This window comes from Agromyces sp. NPDC055520 (assembly GCF_053619715.1).
The window spans coordinates 1-15813 of record NZ_JBSHJY010000061.1; the positions used below are offsets into that span (position 1 = coordinate 1).

The window sequence follows — 15813 nt, forward strand, 5'->3', positions numbered from 1 at the left end:
CCTCGTGCTGCGGTGAGCACGAGGCATCCGCTCGCCTGCGTCGGCGACGACCGCGATGATGGAGTGATGACCACCCTCTCCCCGTTCGCCGCATACCTGATCGCGCTCGACGGGGCACGACGATGAGCGCTGCGGCCGAAGCCACCGTCGGCACGGTCATGGCCGACCTCGCCGCCCTCGAAGACCCGAAGGTGCGGGCGGTCAACGAACGCCACGGCGACGACCACGGCGTGAACCTCACGAAGCTCCGCGCCGTCGCGAAGCGGGTCGGCACGCAGCCCGAACTCGCCCGCGAACTGTGGTCGACGGGCGACACCCCGGCCCGCCTCGTGGCGCTGCTCATCAGCCGCCCGAAGCAGTACAGCGCGGCCGAGCTCGACGCCATGCTCCGCGAGGCCCGCGTGCCCAAGGTGCACGACTGGCTCGTCAACTACATCGTCAAGAAGAGCCCGCACGTCGAAGAGCTGCGCCTCGCCTGGTTCGACGACGCCGACCCCGTCGTCGCGAGCGCCGGGTGGGCGCTGACGACCGCCCGGGTCGCGAAGTCGCCCGATGGGCTCGACCTGCCCGGGCTGCTCGACCTCATCGAGGTGCACATGAAGCAGGCGCCCGACCGCCTGCAGTGGGCCATGAACGAGACGCTCGCGAACATCGGCATCCATCACCCCGAGTACCGCGCCCGCGCGCTCGAGATCGGCGAGCGCCTCGAGGTGCTGAAGGACTACCCGACTCCGCCGAACTGCACCTCGCCGTTCGCCCCCATCTGGATCAACGAGATCGTGCGGCGCCAGACGGGCGACTGACCGACGGGCGATTGACCGACGGGCGGCTAACGGTCGGAGCGGCGTTCGAGGGGCTCGGGCAGCACCCAGCGCTTCGGCCGCTCGGCCTCGGCCGGCCGCATGCGGCCACCGAGGTAGAACATGACGAGGGATGCCGCGATGAGCGCCGTGCCGAGCGGCAGCACGATGGAGTTCAGCAGGTCGAGGGCGAGCAGCCAGAAGTACAGCACGGTCTGCCCGGGTTCGGCGTTGAGCCAGGCGCTCGAGAAGAGCCCGGGCTGCACATAGGTGGCCAACACGCCCCCGACGACCGTCAGGCCGATGCCCCACCACAGGGTTCGCTTCGGCATGCTCTCTCGCATCGGACCTCCTCGTTCGGTGCTGAACGTTATCAAGGAATGCCCGCGATGAACACGGCTATCACGCGAGCCCGCGCCACGCGGCATCCGCTCGGTTGTCGCACCGGACTCAGTATTGCAGCAGCGAGAAGATCTCGTAGCGGTCGCCGAGCGCTGCGCGGCCGCCGAGGCCCTCGAGCTCGAGCGCGACCGAGATGCCGGCGACCTGCCAGCCGGCGCGCTCGACGAGGCGCGCGGCGGCTCCGACCGTGCCGCCCGTGGCGAGCACGTCGTCGACGATGAGCACGCGGGAACCGGGCGGCAGCTCGCCCTCGTGCACCTCGAGCGCGGCGGTGCCGTACTCGAGGGCGTAGTCCTCGCGAAGCACGGCGCGCGGCAGCTTGCCGGCCTTGCGGATCGTGAGCACTCCGGCGCCGCAGATCGCCGAGGCGGCGCCCGCGATGAGGAACCCGCGCGCCTCGACCCCGCCGATGTCGTCGAACCGGCCGGCGAACGGCTCGGTCAGCGCCGTGCCGAGCGCGTGCAGCGCGGGGCCGCTCGCGAACACCGGGGTCAGGTCGCGGAACGTCACGCCGGGTTCGGGGAAATCGGGGATCGACGCGATGAGGCTCGAGACGAGCTCGCGTGCAGACTGCTCGGTCACCGAGCAAGGCTATCGCGGCGGTGCCCGCCACCCGCGAATCAATCATTCGTTCGATGCCTCCGCCCAGCGTCGACTGCGAAGATGGAAGCATCCCCCGAACTCTGGAGTCTTCAGTGTCACCGAAACGCCTCTATCGCGCCCTCGCCTTCGCCGAGGCCGTCACATGGACGATCCTGATCGTCGCGATGATCCTCAAGTACGCTGCGGGCGTCGAGTGGGCGGTGCTGGTCGGCGGGTCGATCCATGGTTTCGTGTTCCTCTCGTACGCGCTCACGGCCGTCATCATCGGCGTCAACCAGCGCTGGAACGTCGGCCGCATCGCGTTCGCCGTGCTCACCGCGATCGTCCCCTACGCGACCATCCCGTTCGAGCTGTGGCTCGTGCGCAAGGGCCACCTCGAGGGCGACTGGCGCCGTGAGAAGACCGACCACCCGGCCGACTCGAACTGGGTCAACGGGCTGCTGCGCTGGTTCCTCGCGCGCCCCGTGCTGCTCATCTCGCTCGCGGTCGTCGGCATCGCCGTCGTCTTCGCGACGCTGCTCGTGATCGGCCCGCCCGGCGGCCGCGAAGCCTGATCCAGCCGCGGCCGCGAGGCCCGACCCGGCCGCGGGAGCGCAGAATGGTGACATGCCCATCCTCAACAAGGACATGTCGGTCTGCATCTCGCTCGCGGGCCGGCCGTCGAACCTCGGCACCCGGTTCCACAACTTCCTCTACGACGAGCTCGGGCTGAACTTCGTCTACAAGGCGTTCACGACCGACGACATCGAGGGTGCGGTGCGCGGCATCCGGGCGCTCGGCATCCGCGGCTGCTCCGTGTCGATGCCGTTCAAAGAAGCCGTCATCCCCCTCGTCGACATCGTCGAGCCCTCGGCCGCGGCGATCGAATCGGTCAACACGATCGTGAACGACGGCGGCGTGCTCACCGCGTCGAACACCGACTACGAGGCGATCGCAGAGCTCATCGCCGAGAACGCGCTCGACCCCGCGCAGTCGGTGCTCGTGCGCGGTTCGGGCGGCATGGCGAAGGCCGTCGTCGCGGCGTTCCGGGGCGCGGGCTTCTCCGACGTGGTGATCGTCGCGCGCAACGCCGCGCTCGGGCCCGCGCTCGCAGCGCAGTACGGCTACGCGTGGACGGCCGACGACCCCGAACCGGGCGCCGACGTCATCGTGAACGTCACGCCGCTCGGCATGCAGGGGGCGGATGCCGCGGCGCTCGCGTTCTCGGACGAGCAGGTCGCCGCGGCATCCGTCGTCTTCGATGTCGTGGCGTTCCCGGCCGAGACGCCCCTCGTGCTGGCCGCGCGGGCCGCTGGCAAGCTCGTCATCAGCGGTGCCGAGGTGCACGCGATGCAGGCCGCCGCCCAGTTCGAGCGCTACACCGGGGTGGCGCTCACGCGCGACCAGATCGAGCGCGCCGCCGCCTTCTCGCGCGCCGAGTAGCGCCCTCGTTGGTCGAGTAGCGCGCGACGAAGGAGCACGCGTATCGAGACCCCGCGACCTGTCTCGATACGCTCCTTCGTCGCTACTCGACCACCGGCCGGCGTCAGCGGCGCACGCGGTTGACGAGCGACGTCCAGACGAGCGCCGTCGTCGCGCACGCGAAGAGCCCGACGAGCACCCACGGCAATGCCGCGAGGCCGATCACGCCGTAGAGCGCTGCGCCGACGAGCGCACCGCCGCCGATGCCGGTGTTGAAGGCCGTCGTGTAGAACGACGCGGCGGCGTCGCGGATGCGCGCCGACGCCGAGTGCAGCAGCCGGGTGTTGAGCATCGTCGGCAAGGCGCCGAACGCCGTGCCGAAGAACAGGAAGCTCGCGATGCCGGCCACGGGCACCTGGGGGAACAGGGCGAGCCCGACCGTGCCGAGGGCGGTGCCGACCATCGCGACCACGAGCCCGACCGTCGGGCGACGCCCGAGCACGGCGCCCGCGAGCACCAGGCCGACCGCGCCCGCGATGCCGTAGGCGAGCAGCATCGGGCTGATCGCGCTCGCCGGCAGGCCCATGACGTCGGTCAGGTACGGCGCGACGTAGGTGTAGAAGCTGTACATGCCGACCATCGCGGTCGCGGTGATGAGGCAGACGACGATGACGGGCACGAAGGTCGGGTCCTTGCGCACGCGAACCGGCGCGGCACCCGCTTCGCCGGCATGGTGGCGAACCGGCGGCAGGAACCGCCACACGAGCAGCGCGCCGAGCAGGGTCAGCACGCCCATCGCCGCGAACGCGAACCGCCAGCCGAACGCCTGCCCGAGCGCCGTGCTGAGCGGCACGCCGAGCACGAACGCCGCCGAGCCGCCCGCGACCGAGATCGACACGGCGCGTGCGAGCTGCTCCTTCGGCACGAGGTGCCCGGCGTACGCGCCGACGACCGACCAGAACACACCGTGCGCCGCGCCGCCGAGGATGCGCGTGGCCACCACGGTCGGATAGTTGGGCGCGATCGCAGTGAGCACGCAGCTGACCGCGAGCACGGCGAGGGTGATGACGATGAGCGTGCGCCGCGGCATCCGCTTGGTGAGGCTCGCGAGCGGCACCGTGAGCACCACGACGGTCGCGGCGAACACGGTCAGGAGCAGGCCCACGAGGGGTTCGCCGACGCCGAGGTCGCGGCTCATGTCGGGCAGCAGGCCGGTCGGCAGCATCTCGATCGTGACCGAGAGGAACACCGCGGCGGCGAGCACGATGAGGCCGAGCCACGGGAAGGGGGGTGCAGGATGCACCGTAGGAATCGAAGAGGTCATGTGAATCGCCTGGACGAATGTCACTCGTGCGGCGCAGGCGGGGCTCCGCGATTGCGCGAACGGCCACGAGGACTGCGCGCCGATGTGCGCGCCCAGGGCCGTCGGGACGCGACGACCGTCACCGAGTCTACCGGTTCGGTGCCTGAGAGTTCAGGATGCCGCGTGGCCGACGTCGGCACGGCCTGCTCACCTGAGCACGGCCGGTACACTTGCAGGGTCAGGCATTCGCCCCGCGGCATCCGCTCGCCGCCGTTCTCTGGAGCCCGCCACTCGTGACCACTGAAGCACCCGCCCCTTCGACAAGCTCAGGGACCGCCGCTGCCCCCTCGACCGGCTCGGGGGTCGCCGCGATGGCGGTGCTCGACACCGTCGAGGTCGCGGCCACCACTCCCGAGAAGGAGCAGCCGTACGCCGCGCTGGGCCTGAAGCCCGACGAGTACGAGCGCATCCGCAACATCCTCGGCCGCCGCCCCACGAGCGCGGAGCTCGCGATGTACTCGGTCATGTGGAGCGAGCACTGCTCGTACAAGTCGTCGAAGATCTACCTTCGCCAGTTCGGCAAGAAGGTCACGCCCGAGATGAAGAAGAACCTCATGGTGGGCATGGGCGAGAACGCGGGCGTCATCGACGTCGGCGAGGGCTGGGCGGTCACGTTCAAGATCGAGAGCCACAACCACCCGAGCTACATCGAGCCGTTCCAGGGCGCCGCGACCGGCGTCGGCGGCATCGTGCGCGACATCATCTCGATGGGCGCACGCCCCGTCGCCGTCATGGACGCGCTGCGCTTCGGCGCCATCGACCACCCCGACACCGCCCGCGTCGTGCACGGCGTGGTGAGCGGCATCAGCTTCTACGGCAACTGCCTCGGCCTGCCGAACATCGGCGGCGAGACCTGGTTCGACCCGGTGTACCAGGCGAACCCGCTCGTGAACGCCCTCGCGGTCGGCGTCATGCGCCACGAAGACCTGCACCTCGCGAACGCGAAGGGCGCCGGCAACAAGGTCGTGCTCTTCGGCGCTCGCACGGGCGGCGACGGCATCGGCGGCGCGTCGATCCTCGCCTCCGACAGCTTCGACGAGGGCGGCCCGACCAAGCGGCCCGCGGTGCAGGTCGGCGACCCCTTCGCCGAGAAGGTGCTCATCGAGTGCTGCCTCGAGCTCTTCGCCGGCGACCTCGTCGAGGGCATCCAAGACCTCGGCGCGGCCGGCATCTCGTGCGCGACCTCCGAGCTCGCGTCGAACGGCGACGGCGGCATGGCGATCGTGCTCGACGACGTGCTGCTGCGCGACCCGACGCTCACGCCCGAAGAGATCCTGATGAGCGAGAGCCAGGAGCGCATGATGGCGATCGTGCGCCCCGAGAAGCTCGACGGCTTCCTCGAGGTGGTTGCGAAGTGGGACGTCGAGACGAGCGTGCTCGGCGAAGTCACCGACACCGGTCGCCTCTCGATCATGTGGCACGGCCAGGAGATCGTGAACGTCGACCCGCGCACCGTCGCCGTCGACGGCCCGGTCTACGAGCGCCCCGTCGCCTACCCCACTTGGATCGACGCGCTGCAGGCCGACACGGCCGCGAAGCTCGACCGCCCCGCGACGCCCGAAGAGATCCGCGTGCAGTTCCTGCAGCTCGTCGGCTCGGCGAACCAGGCCGACGCCGCGTGGGTCACGAACCAGTACGACAAGTACGTGCTCGGCAACACGGCGCTCAGCTACCCCGACGACGCCGGCATGGTGCGCGTCGACGAGGAGTCGGGTCTCGGCGTCGCGCTCGCGACCGACGCGAACGGCCGCTACTCGCAGCTCGACCCGCGTCAGGGCGCGAAGCTCGCGCTCGCCGAGGCGTACCGCAACGTCGCCGTCTCGGGTGCGGTGCCGGCCGCGGTCTCCGACTGCCTGAACTTCGGCTCCCCCGAGAACCCCGAGGTCATGTGGCAGTTCTCAGAGACCGTCGAAGGCCTGAGCGATGGATGCCTCGAGCTCGGCATCCCGGTCACGGGCGGCAACGTCTCGTTCTACAACCAGACCGGCGACGTTCCCATCCACCCGACCCCGGTCATCGCCGTGCTCGGCGTGATCGACGACGTCGCCCGTCGCATCCCCTCGGGCTGGCAGGACGACGGCCACAACATCTACCTCCTCGGCGACACCGCGCTCGAGCTCGATGGCTCCGCGTGGGCCGGTGTCGTGCACGGCCACCTCGGCGGTCGACCGCCGGCGGTCGACCTCGCGGGCGAGAAGCGCCTCGCCGAGCTGCTCAACGCCGCGGCGATCGAAGGGCTCGTCGACTCGGCGCACGACCTCTCCGACGGCGGCCTCGCGATCGCCCTCGCCGAGGCGGTCGGCCGCTTCGGCGTCGGCGCCCGTGTCGTGCTCGACGAGGTCGCCGGCGACGCCGGCATCGACCTCGCGACCGCGCTCTTCTCAGAGTCGACCGGCCGGGTCATCGTGACGGTGCCGCGTGAAGACGACGTGAAGTTCCGCGGCCTCTGCGAGGGGCGCGATTACCCGGTGCGTCGCATCGGCGTGACCGACGCGACATCCGGTGCCCTCGAAGTGCAGGGACTCTTCACGGTCTCGATCGACGAACTGCGCTCCGTCAACCGCGCACCGCTCGCCGACGCGTTCGGCCCGGTCGTCGGGTACTGACCTCAGCACGGTGGTCGAGCAGCAGCACTACACCGAGGCCTACGCGGCCTCGCACGGTCGCTTCGCCGTCATTCCTGCGGCGTACGTCGTGCTCCAGCGCGGCGACGAGGTGCTGCTGCAGTTGCGCCGCGGCACGGGCTACTTCGACGAGCACTGGGCATGCGGCGCGGCAGGCCATGTCGAGCAGGGCGAATCCCTGCTCGCCGCCGCCGTGCGCGAGGCCGGCGAGGAGCTCGGGGTCGACCTCGACGAGTCGGCGCTCACAGTGCTGACCGTCATGCACCGCACGGGCGGCGCGCCGCACCGGGCGATCGAGGAGCGCATCGACGTGTTCTTCAGCGCGACCGAGTGGCGCGGCGAACCCCGGCTCATGGAGGACAAGGCCGCCGAGCTCGCCTGGTTCCCGCTGGGCGCCCTGCCCGACCCGGTCGTACCCCACGAGCTCGCCGTGCTCGAGGCGCTGCGCGACGGCCACCTCGACCCGATCACGCCATACGGGTTCTGAAGTGGCTCCCGAGTCGTCGCCGCTCGCCCTCGTGTGGGTGCCGATCGCGCTGCTCGCGATCGCGATCGTCGTCGGCATCGTCGTGCGCTGGGTCCGCGCCCCGCGTAGCACGCGCTCGCGTCTGCGGCATGCACTCGGGCCGCTCATGAGCGCCGGGGAGAAGTACCAGGAGCTGCACACCGGGCAGCGGGGGCTCCAGGACTCGATCATCGAGTGCATTCAGGAGCAGGAGTCGCAGGGCTCGGAGCGCGGCATCCGATCGGTACCACCTCATGCGCCCTCCCCTGCCGCCGTGCACCCATTCTGGCGTGAGGGCGAGCGGATGCCGCGTGCATGGCGATAGCCTGTTGGCACTGACCGGGGGCACGAGCCCGACCGGCGAAGACGAACGGAGCGGACGATGGACGGCATGCTCGGCTGGAATCTCCTCGCGATCGTCGTCGGTGTCGGCTACCTCGTCCTCATCGTCTGGGTCGTGTCACGGATCCTCCGGACCGACGAGTTGAACGAACTCGAGCGCTGGGTGTGGGTGATCGCGGTGATCTGCTTCCCGCTCATCGGCTCCATCGTGTGGTTCGCCGCCGGGCCCCACCCCTTCGGGATTCGCATCAGCCGCGACCTCCGGTAGTCGACGAACTGGCTGTGCGCAGTCTGTAGACGTGCGTCTACATCTCTGAGAAGCTGAAGGCATGCACACGGTCACGTCCCGTGAGCTCAAGCAGAACCCCAACGAGGTGTACCAGCGTGTTCTCGCATCCGGGGAGGAGCACGTCATCACCTCGCACGGCCGCAGTGTCGGGGTGAAACTCGTGCCCGACCGTCCAGGACCCCAACGGTGGGTGCCCGCCAACGTGCTTCGTGGCGCACTCCCCAAGCCGACCCGCGGCGACATCGACGAGTTCCTTCGCGACCTCGACGCGCTCCGCGATTCCGAGCCGCTCCGCGACCCATGGGAGCAGGCGGAGTGATCCTCCTCGACACGAATGCCCTGATCGATCTCCCCCGCGACGAGTTGCTCACGGACATGCTCGGCGCGAGCATCTTGAGCCGAGCCAAACTCGAGTTCGGCATTCGGATCGCGCGCACCGACGCGATCGCGTTGGCGCGAGCGGAATACCTCGCAGCACTCGACAAGCTGGTCGACTGGATCCCGTTCGATGACGCAGCGTCTCGAGCATATGGCTACCTCGCCGCGGCGATGCATCGCGACGGTGCCACCGGGCGCGCCCGGAAGACGGACACCTTCATCGCCGCCCAGGCCCACGCACTCGGAGTTCCGTTGCTGACCCGCAACGTCGACGACTTCGCACGGGTCGCGCACCTGGTGCAGATCATCGACCCGGGGCCGGCCGCCTGACGAACGCGGCTCGCGCACCCTGGCGAACGCGAGCGGGCCGCGCAGCAGGACGGCTCGAGAACCCGACCGCGGGCAGCTGCCATCATTGAGCCCATGGAACGCTCCCAGCGCATCGTCTTCGCCATCTTTCTCGTGCTGTTCGCGGTCGTCGCGATCCTGCTCTCGGCGTCGGCGATCCAGTTGTCGTACCAGTTGGACGACGGCACTACGACGATGCACCACGCGACGTTCGAGCCGGCCGTGGTCTCGACGGTGATCACCTCGGTGGTCGGCCTCCTGCAGCTCGGCTTCCTGATCTGGAACCTCGTGTCGGAGCCGCCGGTCTTCGCCTGGTGGATCGCTCTGGCGCTCATCGTCATCGCCTGCGGGTGGACGATCTTCATGCTGTTCCAGCCGACCCCGTTGTTCTGACGCCTCGACTCAGGCGCCCGACGGCGGGTTCGCGAGCAGCTCGACCCGGTCGGCGAGGTAGCGGCCCAGCGGCGTGAGCGCGTCGGGCTGGGCCGGGTTCCAGCGCACGAACAGGTCGTCGCCGACCACCACGAGTGGTCCGGATGCCGCGGCTCGCGCGAGCTCGGCAGGATCGACCGGCGCCGCACCGAAGTTCACCGTCTCGCCCTCGGCAAAGCCGCCCTTCACCGCAGCGACGGCGAAGGCCCGCTGCTCGGCGATCGCCGCGGCGGGGGTGCTTCGCCTGACCGGGCGTTCGGCTCGCACGACGCGACCGGTCGCGAAGAGTCGCCCCTGGGCGTCGACGAGCAGCACGCCGAGCCGCCAGACCCGCCCGAGCGGTGTCATCCGTGCCGCACGTGGGATGCCGAGCGTGCGCCGCTCGGGTACGTACTCGGCGAGCGCCTCGTCGCGCGCGCCGTGCCGGCCGAGCTCCGCCGCGACAGCCGCGGCCGCCACGACGAGTGCTGAAGCGACCGACGGCTCGGGCGACGCGGGCCCCGCGGCATCCGTCATCGAATTCGCCTGCTCACCGCGACCGCCGGGCGACCGCGACAACGACCGCGCACCCGATCACGCGGCGCTCGCCGGCACCGGCACGCTGTAGTCGGCGTCGACCAGGATCGGCATGTGGTCGGACGACCCGCGCGCGAGCGTCTCGACGACCGCGATGTCGAGGCCGACCGAGGTCGCGAGGTCGAAGTGCCCGCGGAAGAACTTGTAGCGCGTGTAGGTGCGCTTGTCGCTGAGGGTCAGGTCGTAGCCCGAGTCGCGCACCTTCTCGCCGAGGTTCTCTTTGAAAATGGGGTAGTTGTAGTCGCCGACCATGAGGGTCGGCAGGCCGGGGCCGAGGAACTGCAGTTCACCGAGCGCCGACTTGATCTGGTGGCGTCGCAGCGAGTTCAACGCCGTCAGCGGCGCCGCATGGAACGAGGCGACGATGATCTCGCGCTGCGCCTCGGTGTCGTAGAGGCGCACGCCGATGAGCCTCTCGTGCGCGGGCTGCAGCAGCCGGTCGTGCAGCGACTTCTTGAGTGCGAACGACTGGATTCTCCGCGCATCGAAACGGTCGGCTCGGTAGTAGAGCGCGAGTCCGAGGCGGTTGCGCTGGGTCGCGTCGGCGAGCTGCAGGTCGTGGATCTGCTGCGGCAGGTCTTGCGTGTCGCACTCCTGCAGGCACAGGATGTCGGGCGCATGACGCTCGACGAGCCCGACGAGTTCGCCGCTCGCGCGGTGCTTGCGAAGGTTGTAACTGATGACGCGCATGATTCGATTAGCCTACGACTTCCGGCTTTCAACCAGCCCTGAATCGCAGATCACATCGGCCTGCGTCCGGGCGCGACTCCCACGCGCACATGCCGTGCCGTCGCGGCCTCCTCGAGCGCCAGGTCGAGTTCGGCGAGCGGATGCGTCGCGCCGACGAATTCATCGAAAGGCAGCAGTGGCCACGCGCGCTCGAGGAACGCGACCGCGCGCTCGAGGTGCCGCGCGGTGGAGTCGTGCACGCCGACGACGGTGACGAGGCGCCGGGCGATGGTCTCGGGGTCGAGAGTCACCTCACCGAGGGGCGAGGGGTTGCCGGGCGAGCCGCCGCCGGGCGAGGCGCTGCCAGGCGAGCCGCCGACGAGCACGACGACGCCGCCGACGCCCACGACGTCGAGCACGGTGCGCACCGCCGCTGCGGTTCCGGATGCCTCGATCGCCACGAGCACCTCGTCGAGGCCTCGCTCGGCGAGGCCGGCGAGCACGGCGGCGAGGCGCTCGGGCGAGCTGCCGCGGGCCGTCGGGTCGGCTGTGGCGGCGCCGAGCCGGTGGGCGAACGCCCGCCGCGAGGCATCCGGATCGGCGACGACGACCTCGGCGCCCGCCTCGACGGCCATCGCCGCGACGCTGAGACCGACCGGGCCGGCTCCCGTGACGAGCACGAGGGCGCCGTCGAGATCGACCTTCGCGGCGGCGGCGTCGAGGGCGGCGACCGCGGTGGCCGTCGCGCACGACGCCGGGGCCGCGACGGCCGCGGGCAGCGCCTCGCTGACGCGCACCGTCGCGGTGCCCGCCCGCAATTGCACGTGGGTCGCGAATCCGCCCGACAGCTCCCAGCCGCGATGCACGCGCTCGTGCCCGTACTGCGCGAGCGAGCGGCACTGCTGCGTGAGCCCCCGACGGCAGCGGTCGCAGTCGCCGCAACTAACCGCGACCGACCAGACGACGCGGTCGCCGAGTTCGAGCGGCGTGCCGTCGGCCCGCACCGCACCGGCGCCCACGGCGACGATGCGGCCGACCTGCTCGTGGCCGAGCACGAGCGGCGCTCGGGCCGGGCGGCGCCCGAGCACGGTGTGCACGTCGTCGCCGCAGACCGTCGCGAGCTCGACCTCGACGAGCGCGTCCCCCGGCGCGAGTCGCACTCCGGGCGCCGCGAGCGCCTCGTGCGGGCGACCCGGCTCGGACCAGACCATCGCCACCGGTGACGGGGTGACGATGACATCGAGTTCGCCGACGTGCGCGACGGTGTGCATCATGCGGTTCAGGTTATGCAGCGGCCGCCAACGCCGGGCGGCGGCGGGGTGGCCGGCAGGTGAACCGATCGCGATCGAATCCCGGTTGTGCGGCCTCAGCGCCGGATGCGCCCGGGCCCCGCCGCCGCGCCGAGCCCCACCACGATGATGCCGGCGAAGAGCCAGCCGTAGCGGCCCGAGACGACGCCGATCACGGCGAGCACGATGCCGACGACGACCACGATGCGCGAGAGGATGCGCCGGAACCTCGGCCGGGAGAAGAGCGGCGGTCGCTCGGCGGGCTCGCTCATGCGCCGACCGTGAACGTCGTGCCGGTCGCGGCCTCGGCGAAGGCCCAGAAGCGAGCGCCGATCGCGGGATCCGTCGAGATGCGCGTCGGAGTCTGCAGGGTCGGGTCTCCCTTGGTGAGCCAGCGCGGGCCCCAGAACTGGCCGCCCCGGGCGTCGGGCGCCGTGAGGGCGTGCAGCGCGACCTCTGCACCGCGGTGCTTGCCCTGCGCCCACGCCCCCTGCAGCGCGTCGGCGAATCGCGTCCCGGCGGTCGGCTCGTTGACGCCGGGCACACGCGGGGTGCGACCGCTGATCGAGTAACCGGGGTGGGCGACGAGGCTCGAGATCGCGGCATCCACCGCCCTGAGTCGCCGCTCGAGCTCGAAGGCGAACACCTGCGCGGCGATCTTCGATTGCGCGTAGGCGCGCCAGAAGTCGTAGCCGCGCATCAGTTGCAGATCGTCGATGCGGAACGTCGAGAGCCGGCTCGACAGCGACCCGAGGGCGACGATGCGCGCTCCGGGCGCGAGGTGGGGCAGCAGCCCGGCGAGCAGGGCGAAGTGGCCGAGCACGTTCGTTGCGAGCACGAGTTCGTTGCCGTCGGGTGATTCGAGGCGGGCGCCCGGCGTGTGCACCATGCCCGCGTTGGTCACGACCCCGTCGAAGGCCGGCCGGTGCAGCAGCCGGGCGGCGCCGGCGCGCACCGAGTCGAGCGACGCCAGGTCGATGACGAGCGGTTCGATGGATGCCTCGGGGCGTGCGCCGCGGATCGCCGCCAACGCCGCTTCGAGCCGCTCTGGGCTGCGCCCGACGAGCACGACGTGCGCACCCGCCCCCGCGAGCCGCGCCGCCGTGAAGAAGCCGACCCCGGCGTTGGCGCCGGTCACGAGATAGCGCTTGCCCGCTTGCGACGGCAGGGCCGTCGGGTACCAGCTCACGGCTCGGAGCTCACAGCTCGTCGGCGGTGCCCGGCGCCCCCGCACCGTTGGCGAGCTCTTCGTGATGCTGAATCACCTCGGCGACGACGAAGTTGAACCACTTCTCGGCGAACGCGGGGTCGAGGTGCGCGTCGACCGCGAGCCCCCGAAGCCGGGCGATCTGGCGCTGCTCGCGGCCCGGGTCGCTCGGCGGCAGCCCGTGGGCCGCCTTCAACCGGCCGACCTGCTGCGTGAACTTGAAGCGCTCGGCGAGCAGGTGGATGAGGGCCGCGTCGATGTTGTCGATGCTCGATCGAATGCCGAGCAGCTCGCTCATCGCGGCATCACGTTCGTCGAAGGGCCCGTCAGTCATGCTTCGAGCGTACCCGTGCGCGCGCTCACCTCGAGTTGCCCGATCCTGGACAGAATCGGGCGACTCGGCGATTCGTTCGGGCAGACTTGCCGGCCGACCGGCAAGCCCGCTGTTCAGCCTGCCGCCGCCCGCGCGAGCATCGGCTTCGTCGCGAGGAGCCCGAGCCACACGACGCCGATGCCCGCGGCGAGCACACCTGCGATGACCGCGAGCGAGAGCGGCGCGACGATGATCGCGGCGCCCGTGAGCGGCAGCATCACGACGGCGGCCGTCACCGCGGAACCGATCGCGGTGATGCGCAGCGGCGACATGACCGCGCGGCGGCGGGCGGCGTCCATGATGCTCGTCGGCATGCCGAGCATGTCGAGCGAGCGGTACAGCTCGCCGCGGTCGAGGATGCCGGCGGCCTGGTTCACGCCGACCGAGCAGGCCACCATGAGGAACGAGCCGACCACCGTGATGAGGATGCCGGTGCGGATGTCGGCGAAGAGCTGCATCGACTCGGCGTCGGCGGCCTCGCCGAACGAGCCGAGCAGCGCGATGCCGGTGCCCGCGAACACGGCCATGAAGCTCGTCATCGCGACGCCCGAGACCTGCCGCCAGGCCGCCTTCGGCGACTCGAGTACGGAGCGGGCCGCGAGCAGTCGGGCCGGCGTCTTCGCGCGTCGCGCCTGCGACTGCGCCACGAGGCGGATCACCCACGGACCGATGAGGTTCAACACGGCGATCGTGCCGCCGAAGGCGACTCCGAGCATCGCGAGGATGACCATCACCGAACCCGCCACCTGCAGCGCCGCCATCATGAGGAACGCGATCGCGATGACTGCGAGGCCGACCACGATGCGGAGCCAGTGCAGCTTCGGCGCCTCCTGCTTCGTCCGCACGCCGAGCGGCGAGATGACGACCTGGCGGAGGCCCAGCACGGCGCTCGCCGCAGCGAGCAGCACGACGCCGCCGAACACCGCGGCGAGCGCGGGCAACCCGAGCAGCACGCCGTCGATGCCGAGCGCCGCTCCGCGGAACGGGATGAGCGCGACGAGCGGCACGAGGAGGAAGTACAGCACGACGCCCGCGACGGCGCCGGCCGCGGCGAGCACGACCGACTCGAGCACGGCGAGCGCCGACACGGTCGCCGGGGTGGCGCCGAGCAGTCGCAGGGTCGCGAGCCGGTCGTCGCGGCGGCGTGCCGAGAGGCGGGCGGCGGCACCGCCGAGCGAGGCGAGCGGCACCACAAGCAGCACGAGGGCGATGACCGCGAGCGCCTGGTAGGTCACGCCGATGTCGTCGGTCCACGTCCAGAACGACTGGGCGCCGCCGAGCACGACGAGCAGCAGTGCGGTGACGATCGCGAAGGCGGTGACGGGCAGCAGGCTCGCCGCCGCACCGGCGGTGCCGGGCCGGGCGAGCAGCCACGCGATGCGGGCGATCACGCGGTCACCCTGGGCACGCGCTCGCCGACGATGCGGCCGTCGCGCATGTCGACGATGCGCGAGCATCGCCCCGCGACCTCCGCGTCATGCGTGACGAGCACGAGGGTGCGCCCCTGACCGGTGGTCGAGTCGAGGAGCGCCTGCATGACCTCGGCCGAGGTGGCCGAGTCGAGCGCGCCGGTCGGCTCGTCGGCGAAGACGACGGATGCCCCGGTCACCTGCGCCCGCGCGATGGCGACGCGTTGCGCCTGGCCGCCCGAGAGCTGGCCGATGCGGCGGTCCTCCATGCCGGCGAGGCCGAGCGCCGCGAGCCAGCCGCGGCCGTACTCCTCGGCGCGGGCACGCGGCATGCCGTTCAGCATGAGGGCGAGCGCGACGTTCTCGACCGCCGTGAGCTCGGGGATGAGCAGCCCCTGCTGGAAGACGAAGCCGTACGCCTCGCGGCGAAGGCGCGACCGCTCGCGCTCGTTGAGCCCGGTCACCTCGACCCGGCCCGCGCCCGACTGGAAGCCGACCGTGCCGGCGTCGGGCCGGGTGATGCCCGCGAGGCAGTGCAGCAGGGTCGTCTTGCCCGAGCCGGAGGCGCCCATGATGGCGATCGCCTCCCCGGTGCGCACCTGCAGGTCGACGCCCGCGAGGGCGTGCGTCTGGCCGAACGACTTGCTGAGGCCGGATGCCTCGATCACGAAGGAACTCATACCCTCGAGCCTGCCGGGGCGGGCCCGGGCGGCGCGTCGGTCGCGCGCCGTATTCGCGCACCGACGCCGTCATCCTCGCGGATGACGGCACCGTGCGGGCAGACGGATGCGGCGCGGCATCCC

The 15813-nt window shown here is 71.1% G+C and carries 21 protein-coding genes; 10 read left to right on the forward strand and 11 right to left on the reverse strand.

Features of this window, described 5'->3' with window-relative positions:
* Positions 1–122 precede the first annotated feature (122 nt).
* On the forward strand, positions 123–803 hold the full coding sequence (locus ACWGST_RS15920; RefSeq protein ID WP_452047645.1) for a DNA alkylation repair protein: 681 nt from the start codon (positions 123–125) through the stop codon (positions 801–803).
* A 26-nt stretch (positions 804–829) separates the two neighbouring features.
* Here ACWGST_RS15920 and ACWGST_RS15925 read toward each other — a convergent pair whose 3' ends face one another.
* Both ACWGST_RS15925 and ACWGST_RS15930 read right to left on the reverse strand, forming a co-directional pair.
* Positions 830–1132, reverse strand: a complete 303-nt coding sequence (locus ACWGST_RS15925) for a hypothetical protein (RefSeq protein ID WP_452047646.1) — start codon at positions 1130–1132, stop codon at positions 830–832.
* Positions 1133–1250: 118 nt separating this feature from the next.
* Positions 1251–1784 carry an adenine phosphoribosyltransferase gene (locus tag ACWGST_RS15930; protein WP_452047647.1) on the reverse strand — a complete coding sequence of 178 codons (534 nt, stop codon included), beginning with the start codon at positions 1782–1784 and terminating at the stop codon, positions 1251–1253.
* A gap of 113 nt (positions 1785–1897) precedes the next feature.
* Here ACWGST_RS15930 and ACWGST_RS15935 point away from each other — a divergent pair, with 113 nt between their 5' ends.
* Complete coding sequence (locus tag ACWGST_RS15935; protein ID WP_452047648.1) at positions 1898–2359, forward strand: DUF3817 domain-containing protein; 462 nt, start codon at positions 1898–1900, stop codon at positions 2357–2359.
* 52 nt (positions 2360–2411) lie between these two features.
* Positions 2412–3227, forward strand: coding sequence for a shikimate 5-dehydrogenase (locus ACWGST_RS15940; RefSeq protein WP_452047649.1), 816 nt, complete (start codon positions 2412–2414; stop codon positions 3225–3227).
* 103 nt (positions 3228–3330) lie between these two features.
* On the opposite strand, the gene ACWGST_RS15945 is transcribed toward ACWGST_RS15940, so the two are convergent.
* Positions 3331–4509 (reverse strand): MFS transporter, encoded by a 1179-nt coding sequence (locus ACWGST_RS15945; protein ID WP_452047650.1) that lies wholly within the window; start codon positions 4507–4509, stop codon positions 3331–3333.
* Between the two features lie 371 nt (positions 4510–4880).
* Here ACWGST_RS15945 and purL point away from each other — a divergent pair, with 371 nt between their 5' ends.
* The 7 genes from purL (at position 4881) to ACWGST_RS15980 (ending at position 9448) form a co-directional block, all read left to right on the forward strand.
* Positions 4881–7175, forward strand: coding sequence for a phosphoribosylformylglycinamidine synthase subunit PurL (purL, locus tag ACWGST_RS15950; protein WP_452047665.1), 2295 nt, complete (start codon positions 4881–4883; stop codon positions 7173–7175).
* Between the two features lie 10 nt (positions 7176–7185).
* Positions 7186–7680 carry an NUDIX hydrolase gene (locus ACWGST_RS15955; RefSeq protein ID WP_452047651.1) on the forward strand — a complete coding sequence of 165 codons (495 nt, stop codon included), beginning with the start codon at positions 7186–7188 and terminating at the stop codon, positions 7678–7680.
* A gap of 1 nt (position 7681) precedes the next feature.
* The gene (locus tag ACWGST_RS15960) at positions 7682–8023 is read left to right on the forward strand and encodes a hypothetical protein (RefSeq protein WP_452047652.1); all 342 of its coding nucleotides are present in this window, start codon (positions 7682–7684) and stop codon (positions 8021–8023) included.
* Between the two features lie 57 nt (positions 8024–8080).
* Positions 8081–8308: a PLDc N-terminal domain-containing protein gene (locus ACWGST_RS15965; protein ID WP_452047653.1), complete on the forward strand. Its 228-nt coding sequence runs from the start codon at positions 8081–8083 to the stop codon at positions 8306–8308.
* 61 nt (positions 8309–8369) lie between these two features.
* Positions 8370–8648 (forward strand): type II toxin-antitoxin system Phd/YefM family antitoxin, encoded by a 279-nt coding sequence (locus tag ACWGST_RS15970; protein WP_452047654.1) that lies wholly within the window; start codon positions 8370–8372, stop codon positions 8646–8648.
* Positions 8645–9037 (forward strand): PIN domain-containing protein, encoded by a 393-nt coding sequence (locus ACWGST_RS15975; RefSeq protein ID WP_452047655.1) that lies wholly within the window; start codon positions 8645–8647, stop codon positions 9035–9037. The genes ACWGST_RS15970 and ACWGST_RS15975 overlap by 4 nt, the downstream gene beginning before the upstream one ends.
* 93 nt (positions 9038–9130) lie before the next feature.
* Positions 9131–9448 (forward strand): hypothetical protein, encoded by a 318-nt coding sequence (locus ACWGST_RS15980; RefSeq protein ID WP_452047656.1) that lies wholly within the window; start codon positions 9131–9133, stop codon positions 9446–9448.
* 9 nt (positions 9449–9457) lie between these two features.
* Here the strand turns inward: ACWGST_RS15980 and ACWGST_RS15985 are convergent, their stop codons facing one another.
* From ACWGST_RS15985 to ACWGST_RS16020, 8 genes are all read right to left on the reverse strand, one after another.
* A complete protein-coding gene (locus ACWGST_RS15985) occupies positions 9458–10003 on the reverse strand; it encodes a hypothetical protein (protein WP_452047657.1) in 546 nt (181 codons plus the stop codon).
* Between the two features lie 57 nt (positions 10004–10060).
* The gene (locus ACWGST_RS15990; RefSeq protein WP_452047658.1) at positions 10061–10753 is read right to left on the reverse strand and encodes an endonuclease/exonuclease/phosphatase family protein; all 693 of its coding nucleotides are present in this window, start codon (positions 10751–10753) and stop codon (positions 10061–10063) included.
* A 50-nt stretch (positions 10754–10803) separates the two neighbouring features.
* Positions 10804–12006: an alcohol dehydrogenase catalytic domain-containing protein gene (locus tag ACWGST_RS15995; protein WP_452047659.1), complete on the reverse strand. Its 1203-nt coding sequence runs from the start codon at positions 12004–12006 to the stop codon at positions 10804–10806.
* A gap of 92 nt (positions 12007–12098) precedes the next feature.
* The gene (locus ACWGST_RS16000; RefSeq protein WP_452047660.1) at positions 12099–12293 is read right to left on the reverse strand and encodes a hypothetical protein; all 195 of its coding nucleotides are present in this window, start codon (positions 12291–12293) and stop codon (positions 12099–12101) included.
* On the reverse strand, positions 12290–13210 hold the full coding sequence (locus ACWGST_RS16005; protein ID WP_452047661.1) for an SDR family NAD(P)-dependent oxidoreductase: 921 nt from the start codon (positions 13208–13210) through the stop codon (positions 12290–12292). The genes ACWGST_RS16000 and ACWGST_RS16005 overlap by 4 nt, the downstream gene beginning before the upstream one ends.
* Positions 13211–13220: 10 nt before the next feature.
* The gene (locus ACWGST_RS16010) at positions 13221–13562 is read right to left on the reverse strand and encodes a chorismate mutase (protein WP_452047662.1); all 342 of its coding nucleotides are present in this window, start codon (positions 13560–13562) and stop codon (positions 13221–13223) included.
* 113 nt (positions 13563–13675) lie between these two features.
* Positions 13676–14992 (reverse strand): FtsX-like permease family protein, encoded by a 1317-nt coding sequence (locus tag ACWGST_RS16015; protein ID WP_452047663.1) that lies wholly within the window; start codon positions 14990–14992, stop codon positions 13676–13678.
* Complete coding sequence (locus ACWGST_RS16020) at positions 14989–15690, reverse strand: ABC transporter ATP-binding protein (protein ID WP_452047664.1); 702 nt, start codon at positions 15688–15690, stop codon at positions 14989–14991. The genes ACWGST_RS16015 and ACWGST_RS16020 overlap by 4 nt, the downstream gene beginning before the upstream one ends.
* Between the last annotated feature and the right edge of the window lie 123 nt (positions 15691–15813).